Source organism: Actinoplanes sp. NPDC023936 (assembly GCF_040639325.1).
Classification (GTDB): Bacteria; Actinomycetota; Actinomycetes; order Mycobacteriales; family Micromonosporaceae; genus Actinoplanes.
Genome location: NZ_JBEZZR010000040.1, coordinates 68549 through 87904, shown reverse-complemented (window position 1 = coordinate 87904; position 19356 = coordinate 68549). Strand labels below are relative to the sequence as shown.

Annotated in this window: 16 protein-coding genes; 6 read left to right on the top strand and 10 right to left on the bottom strand. The window is 70.9% G+C overall.

The features are described 5' to 3' along the window. Positions 1-2385 (bottom strand): FtsK/SpoIIIE domain-containing protein (locus tag AB0F72_RS35020; RefSeq protein WP_360440855.1); only part of this gene is annotated, 2385 nt, incomplete at its 3' end. Between the two features lie 142 nt (positions 2386-2527). Here AB0F72_RS35020 and AB0F72_RS35015 point away from each other — a divergent pair. After that, complete coding sequence (locus tag AB0F72_RS35015) at positions 2528-3088, top strand: hypothetical protein (RefSeq protein WP_360440852.1); 561 nt, start codon at positions 2528-2530, stop codon at positions 3086-3088. Positions 3089-3090: 2 nt separating this feature from the next. Here AB0F72_RS35015 and AB0F72_RS35010 read toward each other — a convergent pair whose 3' ends face one another. Genes AB0F72_RS35010 through AB0F72_RS35000 form a run of 3 tightly spaced genes read right to left on the bottom strand, consistent with a single transcriptional unit; the run spans position 3091 to position 7811 of the window. Next, positions 3091-3795 carry an alpha/beta hydrolase gene (locus AB0F72_RS35010; protein ID WP_360440849.1) on the bottom strand — a complete coding sequence of 235 codons (705 nt, stop codon included), beginning with the start codon at positions 3793-3795 and terminating at the stop codon, positions 3091-3093. Positions 3796-3818: 23 nt separating this feature from the next. After that, entirely contained in the window at positions 3819-5513 is a 1695-nt protein-coding gene (locus AB0F72_RS35005; RefSeq protein WP_360440846.1) for a GDSL-type esterase/lipase family protein, read from the bottom strand. A gap of 57 nt (positions 5514-5570) precedes the next feature. Further along, positions 5571-7811, bottom strand: a complete 2241-nt coding sequence (locus tag AB0F72_RS35000; RefSeq protein ID WP_360440843.1) for an esterase-like activity of phytase family protein — start codon at positions 7809-7811, stop codon at positions 5571-5573. A gap of 120 nt (positions 7812-7931) precedes the next feature. Between AB0F72_RS35000 and AB0F72_RS34995 the strand changes: the two genes are divergently transcribed. Next, complete coding sequence (locus AB0F72_RS34995) at positions 7932-8459, top strand: GNAT family N-acetyltransferase (RefSeq protein ID WP_360440861.1); 528 nt, start codon at positions 7932-7934, stop codon at positions 8457-8459. Between the two features lie 40 nt (positions 8460-8499). Here AB0F72_RS34995 and AB0F72_RS34990 read toward each other — a convergent pair whose 3' ends face one another. From AB0F72_RS34990 to AB0F72_RS34980, 3 genes are all read right to left on the bottom strand, one after another. Further along, entirely contained in the window at positions 8500-8973 is a 474-nt protein-coding gene (locus tag AB0F72_RS34990; protein WP_360440840.1) for an RDD family protein, read from the bottom strand. Between the two features lie 12 nt (positions 8974-8985). Next, positions 8986-9390, bottom strand: a complete 405-nt coding sequence (locus AB0F72_RS34985; protein ID WP_360440837.1) for a DUF2752 domain-containing protein — start codon at positions 9388-9390, stop codon at positions 8986-8988. 458 nt (positions 9391-9848) lie between these two features. After that, the gene (locus AB0F72_RS34980) at positions 9849-10052 is read right to left on the bottom strand and encodes a hypothetical protein (protein ID WP_360440834.1); all 204 of its coding nucleotides are present in this window, start codon (positions 10050-10052) and stop codon (positions 9849-9851) included. 67 nt (positions 10053-10119) lie between these two features. On the opposite strand from AB0F72_RS34980, the gene AB0F72_RS34975 reads away from it, so the two are divergent. Beyond that, positions 10120-11346, top strand: coding sequence for a hypothetical protein (locus tag AB0F72_RS34975; protein ID WP_360440831.1), 1227 nt, complete (start codon positions 10120-10122; stop codon positions 11344-11346). Positions 11347-11400: 54 nt separating this feature from the next. Here the strand turns inward: AB0F72_RS34975 and AB0F72_RS34970 are convergent, their stop codons facing one another. Then, on the bottom strand, positions 11401-13887 hold the full coding sequence (locus tag AB0F72_RS34970; protein ID WP_360440828.1) for a DUF3516 domain-containing protein: 2487 nt from the start codon (positions 13885-13887) through the stop codon (positions 11401-11403). 66 nt (positions 13888-13953) lie between these two features. Here AB0F72_RS34970 and AB0F72_RS34965 point away from each other — a divergent pair, with 66 nt between their 5' ends. Beyond that, positions 13954-14517 (top strand): DUF1707 domain-containing protein, encoded by a 564-nt coding sequence (locus AB0F72_RS34965; RefSeq protein ID WP_360440825.1) that lies wholly within the window; start codon positions 13954-13956, stop codon positions 14515-14517. Here the strand turns inward: AB0F72_RS34965 and AB0F72_RS34960 are convergent. Further along, positions 14503-15585 carry a GDSL-type esterase/lipase family protein gene (locus tag AB0F72_RS34960; protein WP_360440823.1) on the bottom strand — a complete coding sequence of 361 codons (1083 nt, stop codon included), beginning with the start codon at positions 15583-15585 and terminating at the stop codon, positions 14503-14505. The genes AB0F72_RS34965 and AB0F72_RS34960 overlap by 15 nt on opposite strands. 16 nt (positions 15586-15601) lie before the next feature. Further along, positions 15602-17110: a GGDEF domain-containing protein gene (locus AB0F72_RS34955; RefSeq protein ID WP_360440821.1), complete on the bottom strand. Its 1509-nt coding sequence runs from the start codon at positions 17108-17110 to the stop codon at positions 15602-15604. Positions 17111-17262: 152 nt separating this feature from the next. On the opposite strand from AB0F72_RS34955, the gene AB0F72_RS34950 reads away from it, so the two are divergent. Together AB0F72_RS34950 and AB0F72_RS34945 are read left to right on the top strand one after the other, a co-directional pair. Then, positions 17263-17796: an NfeD family protein gene (locus AB0F72_RS34950; protein ID WP_360440818.1), complete on the top strand. Its 534-nt coding sequence runs from the start codon at positions 17263-17265 to the stop codon at positions 17794-17796. Continuing rightward, positions 17797-19344, top strand: a complete 1548-nt coding sequence (locus AB0F72_RS34945; protein WP_360440815.1) for an SPFH domain-containing protein — start codon at positions 17797-17799, stop codon at positions 19342-19344. Positions 19345-19356: the final 12 nt, after the last annotated feature.

Below are 19356 nucleotides of genomic sequence, written 5' to 3'. Positions count from 1 at the left end.
CGCGACGAGGCAGGCGACGTCCTCGCGGCCGGCGGAGCCGCCGATGGCGTCGGAGAAGCGGCGGGCGACGCGCCACCAGCTCAGCACGTGGACGCCGTTGCCGGGCCCTTGGCGGAGGACGGTGCGCAGGTCGTCGAGGCCGGTACGGCGTTCCGGGCCGCGTTCGCTCAGCAGGGGCACGATGACGTCGGCGGCGAACGCCACTAGATACGTCGGCTTGCCGGGCGCGGAGGTGGCGAGGTCGGCGAGGATGGCGCGGACGGTGCCGCCGTCGGCTTCGGTGCAGTCGTGCCCGGCGGCGGTCAAGGCGGTGACGAGGTCGTCGACAACTTGGTCGGCGACGGCGGCGAAGCTGGCGATCACGAAGCGGGCGGTGCCGGGCTCGTGCTGCGCGGCGAGACTGGCCGCGGCGGCGTGCAGGATGTCGGCGCCGATGGTGGAGGTGCCGAGGACGGCGAGGTGCCGGCCGGGGACGGCGTCCATGGCGAAGCCGACGGTGGGCAGGCCGACGTCGATGGCGCGGCCGACAAGTGCTTGCCGACGGCGAACTTGCGGGGTGAGCGCGCGGTAGAGCGGATCGTCGTCGATGTGGTGCTCGGCGTAACCGGCGAACACCGCGGGCGGCTCGTTGACCGGCGACCGGGCCCGCCACAGAATGTGGCGCTGCGCGGCCAGCGACGCCGAGTCGGCTTCCGGGAACCGGACGACCCGGTTGACCTGCTCCACGCCACCAGCGTTGTTGACCACGGCGGAACCGACAGGGAGGCCGTCGGCGGCGGTGTTGCCGGGCTCGAGGATGCCGGAGCCGCCGGGTAGCGCGATCCGCAGCGGGAACTGCCCGAAGATCGAGTCCTTCTTCGTGTACAGCGCCTCGATCCCGGCCAGGGTCTGCGAGGCGAGGATCAGGTGGATGCCGTAGGAGCGGCCCTTGCGGGCAAGGTCCTCCAGTGCCGCGACGGCGTCGCGGGCGAGGGTGTCGTTGGCGCCGAACAGCACCTGGAACTCGTCGATCACGACCACCAGGCGCGGCAGTGCCACGTCCGAGTTGGTGCGCAGGTCGGCCAGCTTGGTCACCCCGGCGCCCTTGAGCGCGGCGGCGCGGCGGTTCATCTCCCGAGCAAGAGCTTGCAGGACGGCAAGCCCATACTCGCGGTCGGACTCGATGCCTACCGTCCGGGCGTGCGGGATCCACGACGGGTCCTTCAGGGTGGGCGTGAACTCGACGAACGACACGCCCTCCTTGAAGTCGAGCAGGTACAGACCCAGCTCGTCCGGCGAGTACCGGGACGCGAGGGCGTACAGCAGGATCAGCAGCAGGTTCGTCTTGCCCGCGCCGGATCGCCCGGCGAGCAGCAGGTGCGGTGTCGCATCGTCCAGTACCAACTCGTAGGGGATCCGCCCGTCCCTGCCGACTACCGCCCGCAATCCTGTCGTGGAGGACTCCTGCCAGATCCGGTCCGGCATCAGTGAGGCGAAGTCGGTGCGCCGGGCCACCGCCGCGGTCGCCGCCATCCGGCGGCTGACCTCGGCCGCCACGTCCTCACTGGCGCCCGGATCCAGCCGGACAGGTGCGGCGAGACCGCTGCCGTCGACCGACAACCGGTACGGGCCTGGCGGCTCCGACATCGTCCACCAGCCGTCCCCGGCCGCACTCAGCGTCGTCGTGTGGTCCAGCCGTGGTGGCCCGTCGCCGTGCATCAGCGCGGGCGGCCAGCCCGCCAGCAGCAGGTGCACCCGCGAGGCCGGGCCGGCATGGGCGATGGCTGCCAGCCGCGCCCACTCGGCACGCCCGTGCCCCGACGGCAGGGCGGCGACGGCGATCAGCAGCACGGGCGGTGCCTGCAGCTCACCGGCCTGTACCGCGGTGATCTGCTGCTCCGCCTCGTCAAGAGCCGCGCGTAGTCCGGCAAGGTTCGTCGCCGGGACCGCCCACGCCTCGGCGTCGATGAGCGGCCGGAACGCAGTGAACGCTGAACCGAGCATCGCCCCGTCCACCGGCAACACCCGCACGCTGCCCTCCGGCAACGCCGCAATCGTGCGCACCAGGACACCTCGCAGCCACGCCGCCACGGACCGGTCTCGGGCATCAGAGTCGATCGCCAGATGGCCGGCGCCGACGAACGGTGCCGCCGCCCAGAACACACTGCCCCGGATCGGCTCCGCGTCGCCTACCCGCAGAAACAGCGGACCACCCGACCACGCGTCCTGGCCGAGCGGCCGGCTGACGATCGAGCCGTCGAGCGGCAGACCCAGCCAGCCGGGCAGCCCGGCCTGAACCACGGCCTGCAACTGAGCTACCAGCCGCCGCAGCTCACCATCGGCCGCCGCGCCCGCGAACTGGTCATCCTCCAGCCCTCGGACCGCCGCCTCCGCGTCCAGCAGCAACGATGCAGCCTGCCGATGCAAATCCACCGCACGCCCAAGAAACTGCGCGATCGAACCCATCGCGGCCCTCCCCGTAGCGATGCGGCATCAACCGGCCGTCACCCTATCGAACGAAGACACGCCGAGTCATCCAAGGATCTCGATGGAAGATCTTGATGGCGCACGCATCGGGCGCCGATGCCGCCGCTGGGTCGCCCTGCCAGCGCCCGCTGCGCTCACGCCGGGACCGCCGTGCCCCACCGTGGACCTCGAGGCCACGCCGGAGCCCGGCCCGCAGCAGTCGCATCCGGCGCCGCGGCCGACCGAGGCGTGCGGCGCCGCGGCGCAGCGCCTCACCGGGGTGCTGTCCGGGGCCCTCGGGCAGCAGGTCCCGTCGTTCGCCTGGAACACCAAGCGCCTTCAGTACGAGACGATCACCGCTCTGCCCGGCGGGGGAACGCTTCAGGTACGGATCATCGCCGCCCACGAGTATCCGGAACGTGCCGGGTCGCAGTGCCCGGAGAAGGCGGACTGGTCCTGCACCTACACGCTGACCGACGACAAGACGATGGTGACCACGGTGGAGCACGACTCCGGGATGCAGGCCGACGCGTACCGCAAGGACGGCACCATGCTGCTCGTGCTGGTCAGCAAGGGCGCGATGACCCAGCAGGAGCTGGCCGCCGTGGCCGGGAATCCGGGGCTGACGCTGTTTCCCCGCTGAGGTCAGGCCAGGGTCGCCCGGACCAGGTCGAACGCTGTGGTGATGGCCTCGCGGGACTCGTCGCTGTCGTCCTGGTTGTCGAAGCCGTGGCGGCCGTGCGGGACGTCGACGATGGTGAGGTTGGCCTTCTCGGCGGCGGCCACGAACGCGGTCACGCCGTCGGCGATCATCGGGTTCTCCTCGCCGACGCGGGTCAGCACGATCGGCAGGTCACCCGCTGACGCCACGGCCTCGGACAGGCGGAAGCGCGGGTCGTCGGGCCAGCCCGGGAACGGCGTGACCATCGGGTACGTGAAGGCGACCGCCCGCAGCCAGGACGGGACCGAGCGCAGGTAGTCGGCGGACAGGCGGGCGCCGCCGGAGAAGTACCAGATCGCGACCCGGGAGGCGTCCACCCGCGGGTCGCCGCGCAGCGTGTCGAGGGCTCCGGCCACGTCGTCGAAGGCCGTCGGGTAGGAGTCCGGGCCCTGCAGGCGGTGGTCGACCACGGCGCCGACGAGCTGGTGGCCGGCGGCCAGGGACGCGTACGCCTGGAACAGCGGCCACTCGCGGGGAAGCGGCTCCATGCCGGGCGGGAGCGGGCCGCCGTGCACGAACAGGATCGCCGGCAGCGGCTCGGCGGCGGGCGGGACGTAGAGGTCGACGGCTCCGTGCCGCTCGGCGGCACGGATCTGGACGGGTAGCACCATCGGCTTCAGGAACTCCATGATGGACACCCTATCGTCCGTGATCAATCACTGTGGGTCATTCGGACGAGGGCCAGACCGAGCAGGATCAGGGCGATTCCGGCGGCTGTGGCCGGCAGCGTCCAGCCGGGCATGCCGGTGCGGGGCAGGGCGCTCGCGGGGCGGCTGAGCCCGGGGTGGGGCACGGCGCTGGCCGAGTGGCCGAGTCCGGGGCGCGGCGCGGCGCTTGCGGGGCGGCTGAGTCCGGAGCGGGGCGCGGCGGCTGATCGTTCCCGGTCGGCGCACGTCGCCGTGCCGGCCACCCGCAGCGTGCCGGCCCCGAGCGTCGTCCCGTGCTGCGGATTCGGGCCGCGTACCTCCAGGCCCGCGACCGCGTCGCCGCGCAGGCCGGCCGGCAGTGTCGCCCAGCCACTCACCCAGCCCTGATCATCCGCGGTCACCCGTTTCAGGTCGCCCGCGGTCACCCGCTTCTGATCATCCGCGGCCATCCGGGCGCCGGACCACCGGGCGATCACCGTGGACCGCGCCGTGAAACCGCCGGCCAGGAACCGGACACCGCCGGGCCTGTCGCAGGCCGGCCGGCCCGCGGCCATCTCCACCGGGACGAGCCGGGTGGTTCGGACAGCGGTCACCGTCGCGTCCGGATAGCGCCGCGGCGACCACGATCCGGCCTTCGCGGGTTTGCCCTGCCGGATCGCCGCGGAGACCGCCTCGGCGTACCGGATCATGCCGTTCTCGTTCGGGTGGAACGAGCCGGGCCCGCGGTGATCGCAGGCGCCGCCGCGCCGGAACGCGTCGCGCACGTCGGCGACCAGGAGACCGTGCTTCGCCGCCCGATCGATGATCACCTCGTCCAGGTCGTCGGTCCGGTCGGTCAGCCAGCGCCGCTCACCCGGCGTGATCCCGGGGCGGGCCGCGCACGCGGGCAGGTGCGGATAGGTGACGGCCACGATCGTGGTGTCCGGCCGGACCCGGGCCCGGATCCGCCGGTAGAGATCGTCGAGCGTGTCCCGCAGCAGTGCGGTCCGGATTCGGGCCCAGTCGTCGAGGGACATCCGGCGGCCGGGAAAGTCTGCCGTGCCGCACGCGGTCCGGGTGGCGCAGAGCCCGGCCAGCTCGGCAAGCCCGATGTCGTCGCCGCCGAACGTGACGGTCACCAGGTCGGCGTCGGTGCCCAGCGCGCGCAGCCGCTGCGGCGTCCCGGTCCAGCCGGCGCACGCCTCGACCGTCACCGAGCCGCCGCCGGGTGCCCTCACCCGCGCCGGCCAGCCCGTCGCCGAGCGCGGGCAACCCCGATCACGGTACGGTCCGACGCCGGCCCCGGCCGACCAGGAGTCACCGAGCGCCACATAGCGGCTCCCCGCCCGACCGGTGAACCACTGCTGACGCTCAGCGGTCCGGCCGTCGCCGAAGACCGCGCGCACCACGATCCGGTGCACCCCGGCCCCGATCGTGCCGACCTCCGCCGTGAAGTCACCGCCGCTGGTGACGGTCGCCGGAAACGGTGGCCGGCCGTCCCGTTCCACCGTCACCGAGCGAACCCCAGCGGGACCGGTCCGCACCGAACCGGTCACGGTGAGCGGTCCGGTGGAGACGGTCTGCCCGTCCGCCGGGTGACTGACGGTGATCCCCGCGCCCGGCGGGACCGGAGCGGCCACCGCGGGCGCGGGGAACAGAGCGGGCGCGGGGAGCAGGGCGAGCACGCTGGCCGCCAGCACGGCGCCGATCTTCCGTCTCATGAGTGGATCAACGCGTGACCGGAGCCTTTTCCCGGAAGATCACCCAATCGAGATCGACTAGCGCCGCAGGCCGGGCACGGTGATCTCGATCAGCTCGGTGTCGTCGGCCCGGCCGGGGATGCGGCCGTCGTTGCCGGGGAAGTTGTTGTCGTTCGCGACCAGCACCCGGTCACCGCCGAGCGGCAGCACCGACTCGACCGACTGCAGCGGGAACGAGAACAGCGCGCCGACGCCGTACTCCCCGGGCCGCGCCGGGGTCGACACGCCCTTGGGGTCGGCGATGCGCATCAGGTCGACGGCGGTCCGCCGGGGCAGGACGCCGTCGGCGCCGGCTCGGTCCAGGTCGGTGACCACCAAGCGCTTGACCCGCGACTGTACGCCCATCGCGTTGTCCCGCTCGATGAACAGCAGACGCCGCCCGTCGAGCACCGCCGCGTCGCCGACCACCAGCGAGGGGTCGTCGACCCGCAGCGACCAGGTCCGCCCGGTGTACCTGTTCGCGGTCACCGAGAACTCGTAGACGATCCGGCGGCGCTGGTCGGGGTCGTCGGTGCGGGCGCCCTCCAGGATCGGGTACAGCGTCTTGCCGTCCTTGCTGACGGCCATCGCCTCGAAGCCGCGGCTGCCGGGCACGGTCGGGGTCTCCCCGGCGGCGAGGTCCGGCGACTGCGGCGACTTCCCGCCGTCGGGCAGCGGGATCGGCGCCTGCAGGACCTTGCCGGTCCGATCCACCTTGATCAGGTACGGTCCGAACTCGTCACCGATCCACAGGTTGCCCCGGCTGTCCCGGGCGAGCGACTCGATGTCGAAGTCGGCGCCGGTGAGCAGCCGGTCGGCGGTGTTCTCGTTGACGATCGGGAACGGCACCTTGCGGTCCGGGTCCCGGAAACTGATGTGTCCCTTGACGGCGACCCGGCCCGTACCGTAATCGGGTTTGATGTCGTAGGCGCGCAGCAGGAAGTCCGCCGAGTTGTTCTTCGCGCCGAAACCGTTGTCCGGCATCGCCAGGTAACGGCCCGTCGAGGACCCCGGGATCACCGCGGAGAAACCGGGGATCGGCTGTCCCGGGAACGGCGCGGTGATACCGAAGACCGGCGCCGTCGACAGCTGCGTGCCGGAGATCGGGCCCGGCTGGTACGCGGTCGCGCCGATGATCGCCCGCTTGTCCAGGGTGGCCTCGCCGCGCAGCGTCACCGCGAAGTTGTACACCCGGGTGATCTGGGTGGCGCTGCCGTTGTCGTCCGAGATCAGGTGCAGCACCCGCCGGCCACCGGGCAGCGATCCGCCGAGCGCGGCGCCCTCGATGTTGTCCAGCAGCGGGTTCGGCTGTGGCTGCTTCGCGGTGGCGCCGGCCGGCGGGCAGTCGGCCACGTCGAAGAGCAGCTCCTTGCCGAGCCAGGCGCGCGGGTCGGTCAGCGTCGACAGGCTCGCCACGCCGGTGACGTCCGGGGCGCCGGTCGCCGACACCCGGTAGACGCGGACCGTGTTGCCGACGCCGGCGGTGAAGCCGCGCTCGACCGAGAGGAACTGCTCGTCACCGAGCGCGACCAGCTCGACCAGGCCGAGGTTCGCATCGGTGCGGTAGGCGAGCTGCTTCTGCGGGGTGTAGGCGGAACCGGGCTTTCCCCCGTACCCGATGATGCGGTTGAAGCCGGCGCCGTCCGCCGAGAGTGACCCCTCCATGCCGGCGTAGAGCCGGCGTCCGTCCGGCGTGACGGTGAGCGCCTCGAACGTCTGGTTGACAGCGGCCTCGCCGGCCGGGGTGACCCGGAAGCGGGCCGGGACCGGCAGCGAGGCGAGCTCCTTGCCGTCGGAGAGGCGGAACCGGCGGATCGACGGCTCCTTCTCCGAGCTGGCCAGGATCGTCCGGCCGCCCTTCTCGGCGACCAGGCCCTCGCCGTCGAAGTCGGCGCCGGTGTACGAGCCGAGCGTCGTCATCCCGGTGATCTTCGGCGTCGTGCCGAGACCCGTCACGGTGTAGACGCGGGCCGGGGTGGCGCCGATGTTGTCGACCAGCGCGAGGCCCCGGCCGCGGCCGGTCAGGGCCAGCGCGGAGAGGCCGGCGACCGGGGTGCCGCCGAACGTGGTCTTGTCGAGCGCGTCGGAGAAACCGAGCAGGCTCGCGTCCGGTGAGCAGTTCGCCGGGGCCTTGTTCGCCGGGGCCTTGTTCGCCGGGGCCTTGTTCGCCGGGGCCTTGTCCGTCGGTGTCTTGTTCGTCGCGGCGTGTGTCGCGGAAGCGGGTGCCGGGGCGGCGATGATCAGCGCGCCGGCCAGGAGAGCGGCCAATGAAGATCTCACGAGGTCACCGTGCAACGTGGCGGGTAACGACGCGCGGAATCACCGTGCCACAGTGGTCAAGTGGAGGTGAACGGCTGTGGCAGGGTGGGGCGGGTGCCAGTTCTGACGACAGCGCGCCTGATGATGAGGCCGCTCGGGGACGACGACCTCAACCTGGAGACGCTGCTCGACGCCGACCCGGAGGTGCTGCGCTACCTGTACGGGCGGGCGCGCACGCCGCAGGAGGTCTTCCAGTCGCACTGCCGCCGGATGGAGCTCGGCGCGACAGGGGACGGGCTGGGGTACTGGATCCTGTATGCCGACCGGGATTTCGCGGGGCTGATGATGCTGCCGCCGGCGGACGAGCCGGGGGTCGCGGAGCTGGGGTATCGGTTGCGCCGCGAGCACTGGGGACAGGGCATCGCCACCGAGGCGTCGCGCGAGCTGCTGCGGCACGGGTTCGAGACAGTGGGCCTGAAACGCGTCTTCGCGCAGACGATGGCGGTCAACCTGGGGTCGCGCGCGGTCATGCAGGCCGTGGGGATGCGCTATGTGCGCACGTTCCACCCGATCTGGGACGACCCGCTGCCGGGGGCCGAGGAGGGCGAGGTCGAGTACGAGCTCACGGCTGAGGAGTGGCGCGACGGCCATCACCGCAGGGACTGCTGACCGCCCCGGCGGTGATGGAACACCCGCGTTGACCGCGTGGTTATCGGGTGACGACGGTGTTGACGATCTTGTCGGCCAGGGTCTGCCGCTTGGCGTCCCAGAGCGGGAACAGGTAACCGATGTAGCAGATGATGCCGTCGATGACATGCGCGAGGTCACGCAGGAACGCCTTGCCCGCGCCGATCGGCTGGCCGGTACCGGTTCCGACCAGCTTCAGGCCGAGCGCCTTGCGGCCCCAGCTCTGCCCGGTCTTACCCGCCTGGAACCACCGGTTGTAGCCGAACACGACCACCCCGATCAGCGTGAACACGTAGAACATGGCGTTGTAGGTGACCAGGCCGGTCGCCAGGTCGGTGTCCTGACCGAGCACTGCCGCGAGCAGGCTGAACGGCAGGACGCAGAGGGCGTCGACCAGGTAGGCGCCGACGCGCTGGATCCAGCTGGCGTATGACGGCACGGCGGGCGCGTAGGCGCCGGGAGTGGGATACGGGCTGTGGCTGGGGGGATACGTCATTGTCGATTTCCTCTAGAGTTGCGGACCGGTGTGCAGCCGGTGCAGTTGGAAGAGCCAGCTCGCGGTTGCGAGAAGTCCTGCGATCCATCCCGCCTGTCGTCGGCGTGGGGACGACCAGGGACGCGGGGGTTTCAGTGCGCCCGCCGCGCGGAGCACGACGAGAGGGCCGGTGGCCGCGGTGACCGCGGCCAGCCCGAAGATCAGTGGATTCGCGTGGAACGCGCCGGCGAGGTCGCCCCGCACGATGGCGATGGCCGCGGTGGTCAGCCCGCAGGCCGGGCACGGGATGCCGGTCAGCGTCCGGAGCGGACAGGGCAACGACCAGGTTCCGGCGGTCACGGCCGGCCACGCCGTTGCCGCGAGGGCGACGAGCGCGCCGAAGCCGCCCAGCCGTTCGGGCACCGAGAACGTACGCATGCGAATCCTTAGCTGAACTTGCGAAGGTGCAAGATCATAAACAGCTAAGGCCGATCTTGGCGAGGTTTCTCACCTGCGCATCGTGCAAGGTGCGCAGCCAGGGCCGACTGCGGGTAGAGCGCACCGGCCGGGGCGGTAGCTCCCGGAGGCGTCCTGGCTCGCTGAGGAGCAATGCCACTCAGCTTAAGTTGATCATGGATGCGAGCTCCGCAGGCCCGCGAAGCGCCGCGTCTGCGTCCGGGCGGCCTCGCCGAGCCCATCTCGCGTCACGATGGGTGACTGTCTACGGGGAGCGTTACGGGGTGTGCGGCATTCTGTGGGGCCTCCCACGTCCGCCGCTTTCCGGAAAGCGCCAGCTTTACCCCGGATGCCGGCACACCGGGTGGCCGACAGCGATGGCGAAGACCGCGAAGGTGGCGAAGCCGATCAGGGCGACGCCGAGCTTCGGTGTGCCCGTGTCAGAAGCCCAATCCGTCCAGGATCCGGAGCACGGTGTTGCTCTTGTCCGCTTTCTCGCGCTGGGTGCCGTCTTCCTCGTCGGCGATCAGCAGGATCACCTCGTCCACCTTGGCGACCACGTCGGCGCGGCCGTCAGCCGCGGCGGCCTGCCGCAGCTGCCCCGCGAGCAGCAGGAGAGCGTTCCGATCGGAGGGCTGTCCCATGCGGCCCACCGTACGTCCCCATCGCAATGAGGCCTGCGGGGCTCAACTGCGCTATTAGGCTATGGGGGTGCCTCTCTCGGAAAGCGATAAGTTGAGCATCCCTGTCGCGGTGAATCAGGGTCTCCCGCCATCCATGGCAAGCTGGCCTTCCCGGGAGTTGCTCACTTCGGCGAAGCCGCAGGAAAGTGTTCCCCGGGCTGACACCAGTTGGCGCGAGATAATCCACGCGGCGGTGACAGCGGGAAAGCCCCTCGAGCTTCCGCACGCCTTCGACGGCCCATCCGCTTTTTCCGAACTAATGATCAGGTTGCACTCGCTGTGCAGCACCCTCGGCAAGGGTCTTGATGACGACGGAATACCCGCGTTGAAGCCCAGTGCCTGGACGACTTGTTCGGCGGACCCTTCGGAGCGTCGTGCTGCCAGCTACCGGCTCGGGATGACGCTTGCTCACTGGCTGTGGGGTTATCATCTGGGTCATTTCGGTACGCACCACGTCGACGTCAAATTCAAGAATGACGTCAAAATCAGGGGCAAAGGCAATCAGAAAAGCGCGGATCTGTACGGCTGGACCTCCGGGCCGCCACGCGTCCCGTGGCTTCTCGAAGCCAAGGCCAGCATACTTGCGCCTCGCGTTCAACCTGGCACGCGCGAACACGCTTGGAAGCAGTTGCGCGCAGCCGAGAAGCGTGGATGGGAGTTACCTCACGGGCAGATGCTCGTATCGGCGACAGCGGTGCCTCTCCTGCATCTGGTGGTCGACGTCGCTCTCCCGCCCGGCTCGAGCGATTCGCCGTTCTCCATTCCAGAAAATAGTACTCCGCGTCGACGCCCAGCGCGGGCTGATATCCCAGAAATAGTCGCCGCCTATATTGTCGAGCGCTTTCTCCTTGAGACCGCCCTGGATTACTTGCCTGTGGTGCAATCGGGACGTCTCAGAACCGTCGGCGATTCTCGTATCGTAGATATTCCTCATCTAGATCTTGCGGTTGGGCTGCGGGAGCCGGCCTGGCATGATCTCCTGAATCCATCCGAGACATATCACGAACTGAAAGCTTCCTACCGCTCGACGGTGAACCATGGAGTCGCCTTGAAGGATTTTGTGGAAACTCATGTGGCGGAAAGGTTGCCCCGGGAGTCCGATGAGGATATGGATTTCTGGGAAGCGGTAGTCATCGGAAACAACGATTTCAAATTGGACCTGGTCGAAGACGACTTGTATAGATTCGTGATATCCGACCCCGCGGGAGTGGTCGTCATGCTCGGCCGGAGCTGGGCGACCGAAGCGGAAGCGTGATCCTCGAACGCACAGTGACAACCGGCCGCCGGCGAGGCCGGCGGCCCAGCGGGGTCAGTGCGGGCCGACCGCCGTCACCCTGATCGCCGCGATGCCGGCCTCGTCGGACGCTGCCAGGTCCACCGTGGCGTCGATGCCCCAGTCGTGGTCGCCCTCCGGGTCCTCGAAGACCTGGCGGACCGTCCACACCTCCGGGCCCTGCTCGATGTGCAGGAACGCCGGCCCGCGCGCCGCCGGCCCGGTGCCCAGCTCGTCGTACTCCTCGAAGTACTCCCCGATCGCCTTCTGCCAGCGCTCGGCCGGCCAGCCGGACTCGGCGTCCATCTCGCCGAGCAGGTCCCAGCGGCGCAGGGCGGCCAGCTCCACGCGGCGGAACATGGCGTTGCGGACCAGGACCCGGAACGCGCGGGCGTTGCGGGTGACGGCGGGCGGCTTGTCGTCGAGGCGTACCTCTTCCGGGTCCGCTCCCGGGTTCTGCAGCCGGGCCCACTCGTCGAGGAGGCTGGAGTCGACCTGGCGGACCAGCTCGCCGAGCCACTCGATCAGGTCGGTGAGCTCCTCGGTGCGGGCGTCCTCGGGGACGGTCTGGCGCAGCGCGCGGTACGCGTCCGCGAGGTAGCGCAGCACCAGTCCCTCGGAGCGGGACAGCCCGTAGAACGAGATGTACTCGGTGAACGTCATGGCCCGCTCGAACATGTCGCGGACCACGGACTTCGGCTTGAGCTCGTAGTCGGCGACCCAGGGGTGTCCCCGCCGGTACGTCTCGTAGGCCGCGTCGAGCAGCTCCTTCAGCGGCTGCGGCCAGGTCACGTCCTCGAGCAGCTGCATCCGTTCCTCGTACTCGATGCCCTCGCTCTTCATGGCGTTGACGGCCTCGCCGCGCGCCTTCTGACGCTGCGCCGAGACGACCTGCCGCGGGTCCTCGAGGGTGGATTCGATGACGCTGACGACGTCGAGCGGGTACTCCGGGGACTCCCTGTCGAGCAGCTCCAGGCAGGCCAGGGCGAACGGCGACAGCGCCTGGTTCAGCGCGAAGTCCAGCTGCAGATCTTCGACAAGCCGGTAAACCCCGCTTTCGGTACGCTCGATGACGCCGCCCGCGATCAGCGCCCGGGCGATAGCGACCGTGCGGCGGATGAGCTTGCGCTGCGAGGGCCGTTCCTCGTGGTTCTCGGTGAGCAGGTGCTTCATCGCCTGGTACGGGTCGCCACCGCGGTTCATCACGTTCAGCAGCATCGCGTGCGACACCTGGAACGACGACGTCAGCGGCTCCGGGTCGGCCTCCACGAGCCGGTCGAACGTGGGCCGGCCGTAGCCGACAGTGCCCTCCGGCGGCTTCTTGCGGACCACCTTGCGGCGCTTCTTCGGGTCGTCGCCGGCCTTCGCGAGGGCCCGTTCGTTGTCGATGACGTGCTCGGGGGCCTGCACGATGACGGTGCCGATGGTGTCGTACCCGGCGCGCCCGGCCCGGCCCGCGATCTGGTGGAACTCACGGGCCTTGAGCAGGCGGGTCTTCACGCCGTCGTATTTCGACAGGCCGGTGAAGAGCACGGTGCGGATCGGCACGTTGATGCCGACGCCGAGCGTGTCCGTGCCGCAGATGACCTTCAGCAGGCCGGCCTGGGCGAGCGTCTCGACGAGCCGGCGGTACTTCGGCAGCATGCCCGCGTGGTGCACGCCGATGCCGTGCCGGACCAGCCGGGAGAGCGTACGCCCGAAACCCGCGGTGAAGCGGAAGTTGCCGATCGCCGCGGCGATCTTGTCCTTCTCCTCGCGGGTGCACATGTTGATGCTCATCAGTGACTGGGCGCGCTCGAGGGCCGCCGCCTGGGTGAAGTGCACGATGTAGACCGGCGCCTGCTTGGTCTTGAGCAGTTCCTCGATCGTCTCGTGCAGGGGCGTCATCGCGTACTCGAAAATGAGCGGGACCGGCCGCTCCACGCTGGCGACTACCGCGGTCGGCCGGCCGGTCCGCTGGGAGAGGTCGTCGACGAAGCGGGTGGTGTCACCGAGCGTCGCGGACATCAGGATGAACTGCGCCTGCGGCAGCTCGATCAGCGGCACCTGCCACGCCCAGCCGCGGTCGGGCTCGGCGTAGAAGTGGAACTCGTCCATCACGACCTGGCCGACGTCGGCGTCCGCGCCCTCGCGCAGCGCCAGGTTCGCCAGGATCTCCGCGGTGCAGCAGACGATCGGCGCGTCCGCGTTCACGCTGGCGTCACCGGTCAGCATGCCGACGTTCTGCGCGCCGAAGACCGCGCAGAGGGCAAAGAACTTCTCGCTCACCAGCGCCTTGATCGGCGCGGTGTAGAAGGTGGTGCGGTCGCTGGCCAGCGCGGCGAAGTGCGCACCGGTCGCGACCAGGCTCTTGCCGGAGCCGGTGGGCGTGTTCAGGATGACGTTCGCCCCGGTGGCGATCTCGATGAGCGCTTCCTCCTGATGCGCGTAGAGCGTCAGGCCCTGTTCCGCCACCCAAGCCTGGAAGGCATCGAAGACGGCATCGGGTTCGGAGGTGCCCGGGAGGCGATCGGTCAGCGTCATGATCCCCCAAGTTTGTCAGCTCGGCCGGGACGGCGCGCACAGGGGACCGGCGATAGGGTCGGCGGCGTGACGGATCCTGTGCCGGCGCCGATCTCCGACGGCGACCGCGAGCGGGTGGCCGAGCTGTTGCAGCACGCGTGCGGCGACGGCCGGCTCACCCTGGAGGAGTTCAGCGTACGGGTCGGCACGGTCTGGGCGGCCGAGGATCCGGCGCAGCTCGCCAAGGCCTATGAGGGGGTCGCACCCACGCCGGTGGTCGGCTCGTCGCGCACCGTGGAAAAGGTGATCACGGTGTTCAGCCAGACGAGCCGGCGCGGCCGGTGGCGGCTGCGGGACCGCCGGCTCGGCACCTACACCGTGTTCGGCCAGACCGAGCTCGACCTGCGGCACCTGGCGACCGGCGAGGACGTCGTCGAGATCACCGGCAGCTGCGTGTTCGGCCAGCTCAAGGTGATCGTCCCGGAAGGTGTCGAGGTCGACCTGACCGGGGCCAACGTGTTCAGCACCCGCGACATCAGGCTCGCTGCGGTGCCGCGACTTCCCGGAACACCGGAGATCCGGGTACGGGTGACGACCTGGTTCGGCAACGTCGAGGTGGTCTCCGCCCGTCCCGAGCTACCCGGGCGATAGGAACCCGGTGAGGGCGTCGGCCGTGTGTGCCGCGCCCTTGTCGGTCATGTGGATGAGGTCGTCGCAGTACAGGCCCAGCCGGTTGTCCGCCGCCGGCGCGGGCTGCCGGGCCGACAGGTCGAAGTAGCTGACCGCGCTGTCCTCGGCGGCGACCTCCGCCCAGGCCTGCGCCACCCGGCTGAAACCCCTGTCCCGCGCCGGGCCGACCCGCGGCGACCCGTAGATCACGAACGACGGGTCCGTGCCGGCGTGCGCCCGGGCCGCCTCGACGATCATCTTCAGGTTGCGCTTGACGGTGGCGGCCGGCACGCGGGTACGCCAGTCGTTCACGCCGAGCTGCAGGATCACCAGGTGCGGGCGGATGGTGGCGAGGCTCGGCGCCCACGCGTCGATCCGGGAGGCGAAACTGCCGGTGGTACGGCCGCCGTGGCCGCCGTTCCAGACCTGGATGCCGCGGCTCTCGTCGCCGTCGAACGTGACGAACCCGGTGACCCGGCCCCGCCCGCTGACCGTCACGGTGTGGTTGCCGGCGTCCAGCTGCCCGGAACCCGCGGCCGGCATCGGGCGGCCGTCGATCGTCACGGTCAGCGTCGCGCCGGGTGCGTGCCACACCCGTACGCTGGTCCCGGTGAACGCGTAGGTGAGCGTGCCGCCGTCCAGGTCGTAACCCTTCAGCGCCCAGCCGTCCTCGGGCGGCGCCGGCCGGCCGCCGGTCGCGTGCACCGGCCACCGCGGCGGGCGCCCCCACGCCGCCACGAAGTTCGCGCCGCCGGGCGCGCCGGCCACCGGGTAGGCGGACCGCAGGTTCTCGGCGAGCATCGAGACGAATCCGCGGCCGTAGACCGAGCCCACGCCTTCGGTGCTGGACGAGCCGATCACGGCGACGACGGCCGGCTGGTACCGCCGGTTCGCCAGCGCGGCGTGCCAGGACAGCAGCGCGAGCCGGTCGGCCGCCGGGTCACCCGCCGCACGGGCGGCCGGCGCCGTGGCCGCGCCCGCGGCGATCCCCGCCGCCACCGAGCCGCCGGCCACGGCCGTCGCGCGCAGGAAATTCCGTCGATCCGGCATTCAGTCGCCCCCCGATCTACATGCGACGTGTCCGCAGTGTGGGCGAGGATGCCTCATTCGAGCAATAGACGGATCGGTGAGTTTGGGTGCGTTTGTTCTCATACATCTGGGTGTCGGCGGCCGCCAGCAGAACGTCCGGGGCCACGGTCTCCCGCCGGGTCCAGACGGTGGTGCCCAGGGCGGTCGAGACGCGGAGCGTCTCGCCACGCCAGCTGATCGGCTCGGCCAGGGCGCGCACGATCCGCGCACCGAGCGCGTACGCGGTGTCGCTGTCCGCATCCGGACAGAAGATGAGGAACTCGTCACCACCGATACGGGCGACCACGTCATCCTCCCGGACCGCTCCGGCGATCCGCCGGGCGGTGGCACGCAGCACCGCGTCGCCGGCCTCGTGACCGTACCGGTCGTTGATCGGCTTGAACTCGTTGAGGTCGCAGTAGAGCAGCGCGAGATCACCCCCGCGCCCGTCGGCGTGCCGCTCGATTGCCCGCTCCATCAGCGCGAACAGCTGCCTGCGGTTGATCAGCCCGGTCAGCTCGTCGTGCGCGGCCTGATGCGCGAGAGCCCGCTGGTCGCGGCTGCGCTGCACGTTGAGCCGCCCGATCCGGATCAGTACGAGCGGTACCGTCAGCATCGGGGCGATGGTGAGCAGCAGGCCGTCGGCCGGCGACCCGGTCAGCTGACCGATCGCGCCCACCACCGGGATCAGCAGCATGGCCGCGCCGAACATGCTGAGCTGCATCTTCGGCGCGCCGCCGGTGGCGCACACCGGCGGGCTCATCAGGCGGACCGCGCTCGGGTGCAGCCCGGCCGCGCCGAGGCTGAGGTACCCGAGCGCGAACAGCAGCGCGGGCACCGACCCCTGCGAGGCCGAGCCGCTCGGCAGCATGTGCACCGCGGCCGTGCCCAGCAGGGTCAGGCCCAGCGCGCCGAACAGGTACCAGAGGCTGATCTGGCCCCGGCCGCTGGTCCGGGCGACCCGCAGCAGGGCGCCGCAGATGCCGAAGAGCACCAGCAACTGGGTCAGCACGAACAGCTGCGTCGCGGTGTCCTGACCGGCGGCCAGCAGCCGGGGGCGGAACAGGAACTCCCAGACCGGTGTGGCGATCGCGATGCCCCAGACCGCGGCGTCGATCGTGCCGCCCGCGTCCCGCGGGGTGTGCCGGAGCACGATCATCAGGCTGGCGGCGAGGAAGAAGACGTAGCCGGCCATCTGCGGCGGCACGGCCATCCAGTCCGGCGGGGTCCGTGCGCCACCGGCGATCGCGGCGGGCAGATACCACGCCGCGTTGGCGATGCTGAGCATCGCCAACGCGAGGACGGTGAGCATCCAGGGGCGCCGGTCCGGCAGCGAATTGACGCGTACGCCCACCGCGATCGCGATCGCCGCGATGACACCGGAGAGCAGCAGGAGCACGAGGCGCACCGGCTCCGGACCGGTCAGATAGGCGCCGGTGAAGACCGCGGACAGCACGAGGAAACCGACCGGCATGCCGAGCCGGGCCCATCGGCCGTCTGGTTTCACGGCCGCCACCATCGCCGGGCATCGGGCGATCTTGAGAGGATTCGGCGAGCGGTTTTCCGAATATGACAGAACCTGTCATCTTGCTGTTAGCGCGGCTGCCATACCCTGTGGCTCCCGGTCGATGACCGGCGTGAATCCTTGAGGAGGGCTGCGTGGCGACGGCGACCGTGGTGTTCCTGGTGATCGGCGGCGTGGGGCTGGCGATCCTGGCGTTCGCCCTGCTCGGCGGCGAGATGGCCCATCTCGGCGGCCTCGGTGCCGACGGCCTGGTCTCGCTGGAGGCGGTCGCCGGTTTTCTGGGCGCTCTCGGGTTCGCCGGCGCGATCACCGTGGAGCTGCTCGACGCCCGGAGCCCCGGGTTGATCGCCGCCTCGGCGCTCGTCGCGCTCGTCGCCGCGTTCGTGGCCGCCTGGCTCGCGCTGCGCTTCTCGCGCGCCGCCCGGGACATGCCCACCGACGCCACGCCCACCCGCGCCCACCTGGTCGGCACGATGGGCGTCGTGGTCACCGCGGTGCCCGCCGCCGGGGGATACGGCGAGGTGCGCGTGCGGCTGGGCGGGCAGCCGGTCAAGCTCTACGCCCGCGCCGAGCAGGCCCTGCCGGCCGGGACCTCGATCTTCGTGGTGGAAGCACCCACCGACACCAGCGTCGTCGTCGAAGCGACCCCGCACACCGGAAAGGCGTAGATGTCACCCCTTCTCATCTCCATCGCAGGCGTGGTCCTGCTGGTCATTCTGCTGGTCCTGTTCGTGCTCTCCCGGATCAAGGTCGCCGGGCCGAACGAGGCCTTCATCATCACCGGCCGCAAGGGCCGGGTCACCCAGTCCGCCGACGGCACCAGCAGCACCGACCTGTCCGGGCAGAAAGTCGTGATGGGCGCCTCGGTGTTCGTCATGCCGATCGTCCAGCGGCTGCAGTCGCTCGACCTGTCCAGCCGCCGGATCGACGTCAGCATCAAGGGCGCCGTCTCCAAGCAGGGCATCCGCGCCGAGCTGCACGGCGTCGCGATCGTCAAGGTCGGCGGCACCGAGGACGCGATCCGCGCCGCCGCCCAGCGGTTCCTGCACCAGCAGGACGAGATCGAGGACTTCACCCGTGAGGTCCTGGCCGGCGCGCTGCGCTCGATCGTCGGCCGGCTCACCGTCGAGGAGATCATCCGCGACCGGGCGGCGTTCGCCAGCGCCGTCGCCGAGGAAGCCGAGCACTCGATGACCAACCAGGGTCTGGTGCTCGACACGTTCCAGCTGCAGGACATCCTGGCCGAGGGGTCGTACCTTCAGGACCTGGGCCGTCCCGAGGCCGCGCGGGTGCTCAAGGACGCGGCGATCGCCGAGGCCCGCGCCCGGCAGGCCGCCGAGCAGGAGCGGCTGCTCGCCGAGGAGGCGATCGCGGAGGCCGAGCGGAACCTCGCGCTGAAGAAAGCCGGCATCCAGGCCGAGATCGACGCGGCGAAAGCGAGGTCCGACGCGGCCGGCCCGCTCGCCCAGGCCGAGCGCGACCAGGCGATCCTCGCCGAGCAGCAGAAGGTCGCCGAGCGCAACGCCGAGCTCAAGCAGCGCCAGCTCGACACCGAGGTGCGTAAGCCCGCCGACGCCGCACGGTACAAGGTGGAGCAGGAGGCCGAGGCGGCCCGCAACGCGTCCGTCATCGGCGCCGACGCGCAGCGGCAGGCCACGATCGCGGCCGCGCAGGCCGCCGCCGAGCAGGCCCGCCTGACCGGTGAGGGCGAGCGGGCCCGCCGTGCCGCGCTCGCCGAGGCGCACGCCATCGAGGGCGCCAAGGAGGGTGAGGCGGAGCAGCGCCGCCGGACCGCGATCGCCGAGGCCATCGAGCGGGAAGGCGCCGCGGAGGCCGCGGCCATCCTGGCCCGCGGCCAGGCCGAGGCCGAGGCGATGGCCCGCAAGGCCGACGCCTTCGCGGCGTACGGGGAAGCCGCCGTCCTCGACCTGCTGGTGAAGGTCCTGCCGCAGGTCGTCGAGGCCGCCGCCGCGCCGATGGGCGCGATCGACAAGATGACCGTCATCTCCACCGACGGCGCCTCCTCGCTCACCAAGTCGGTGGCGAACAACGTGGCCCAGGGCCTCCAACTCGGCACCGACCTGACCGGCGTCGACCTGGCCGGCCTGCTCGCCAAGCTGGGCTCAGCCAGCGCCGCCGCGACGTCAGCCCCGGTCGCCGCGACGTCATCCACGGTCGCCGACAACGGCCGCAGCCTGGAGCCCGACCCCCGCTAGCAGCACCGGTCC

Coding starts and splice junctions, on each gene's coding strand:
- AB0F72_RS34995 (WP_360440861.1), top strand. CDS start 7,932: ATGATGAGGCCGCTCGGGGACGACGACCTCAACCTGGAGACGCTGCTC.
- AB0F72_RS34945 (WP_360440815.1), top strand. CDS start 17,797: ATGTCACCCCTTCTCATCTCCATCGCAGGCGTGGTCCTGCTGGTCATT.
- AB0F72_RS34970 (WP_360440828.1), bottom strand. CDS start 13,887: ATGACGCTGACCGATCGCCTCCCGGGCACCTCCGAACCCGATGCCGTC.
- AB0F72_RS34980 (WP_360440834.1), bottom strand. CDS start 10,052: ATGGGACAGCCCTCCGATCGGAACGCTCTCCTGCTGCTCGCGGGGCAG.
- AB0F72_RS34960 (WP_360440823.1), bottom strand. CDS start 15,585: ATGCCGGATCGACGGAATTTCCTGCGCGCGACGGCCGTGGCCGGCGGC.
- AB0F72_RS35010 (WP_360440849.1), bottom strand. CDS start 3,795: ATGGAGTTCCTGAAGCCGATGGTGCTACCCGTCCAGATCCGTGCCGCC.
- AB0F72_RS35005 (WP_360440846.1), bottom strand. CDS start 5,513: ATGAGACGGAAGATCGGCGCCGTGCTGGCGGCCAGCGTGCTCGCCCTG.
- AB0F72_RS34990 (WP_360440840.1), bottom strand. CDS start 8,973: ATGACGTATCCCCCCAGCCACAGCCCGTATCCCACTCCCGGCGCCTAC.
- AB0F72_RS34985 (WP_360440837.1), bottom strand. CDS start 9,390: ATGCGTACGTTCTCGGTGCCCGAACGGCTGGGCGGCTTCGGCGCGCTC.
- AB0F72_RS35015 (WP_360440852.1), top strand. CDS start 2,528: ATGGAAGATCTTGATGGCGCACGCATCGGGCGCCGATGCCGCCGCTGG.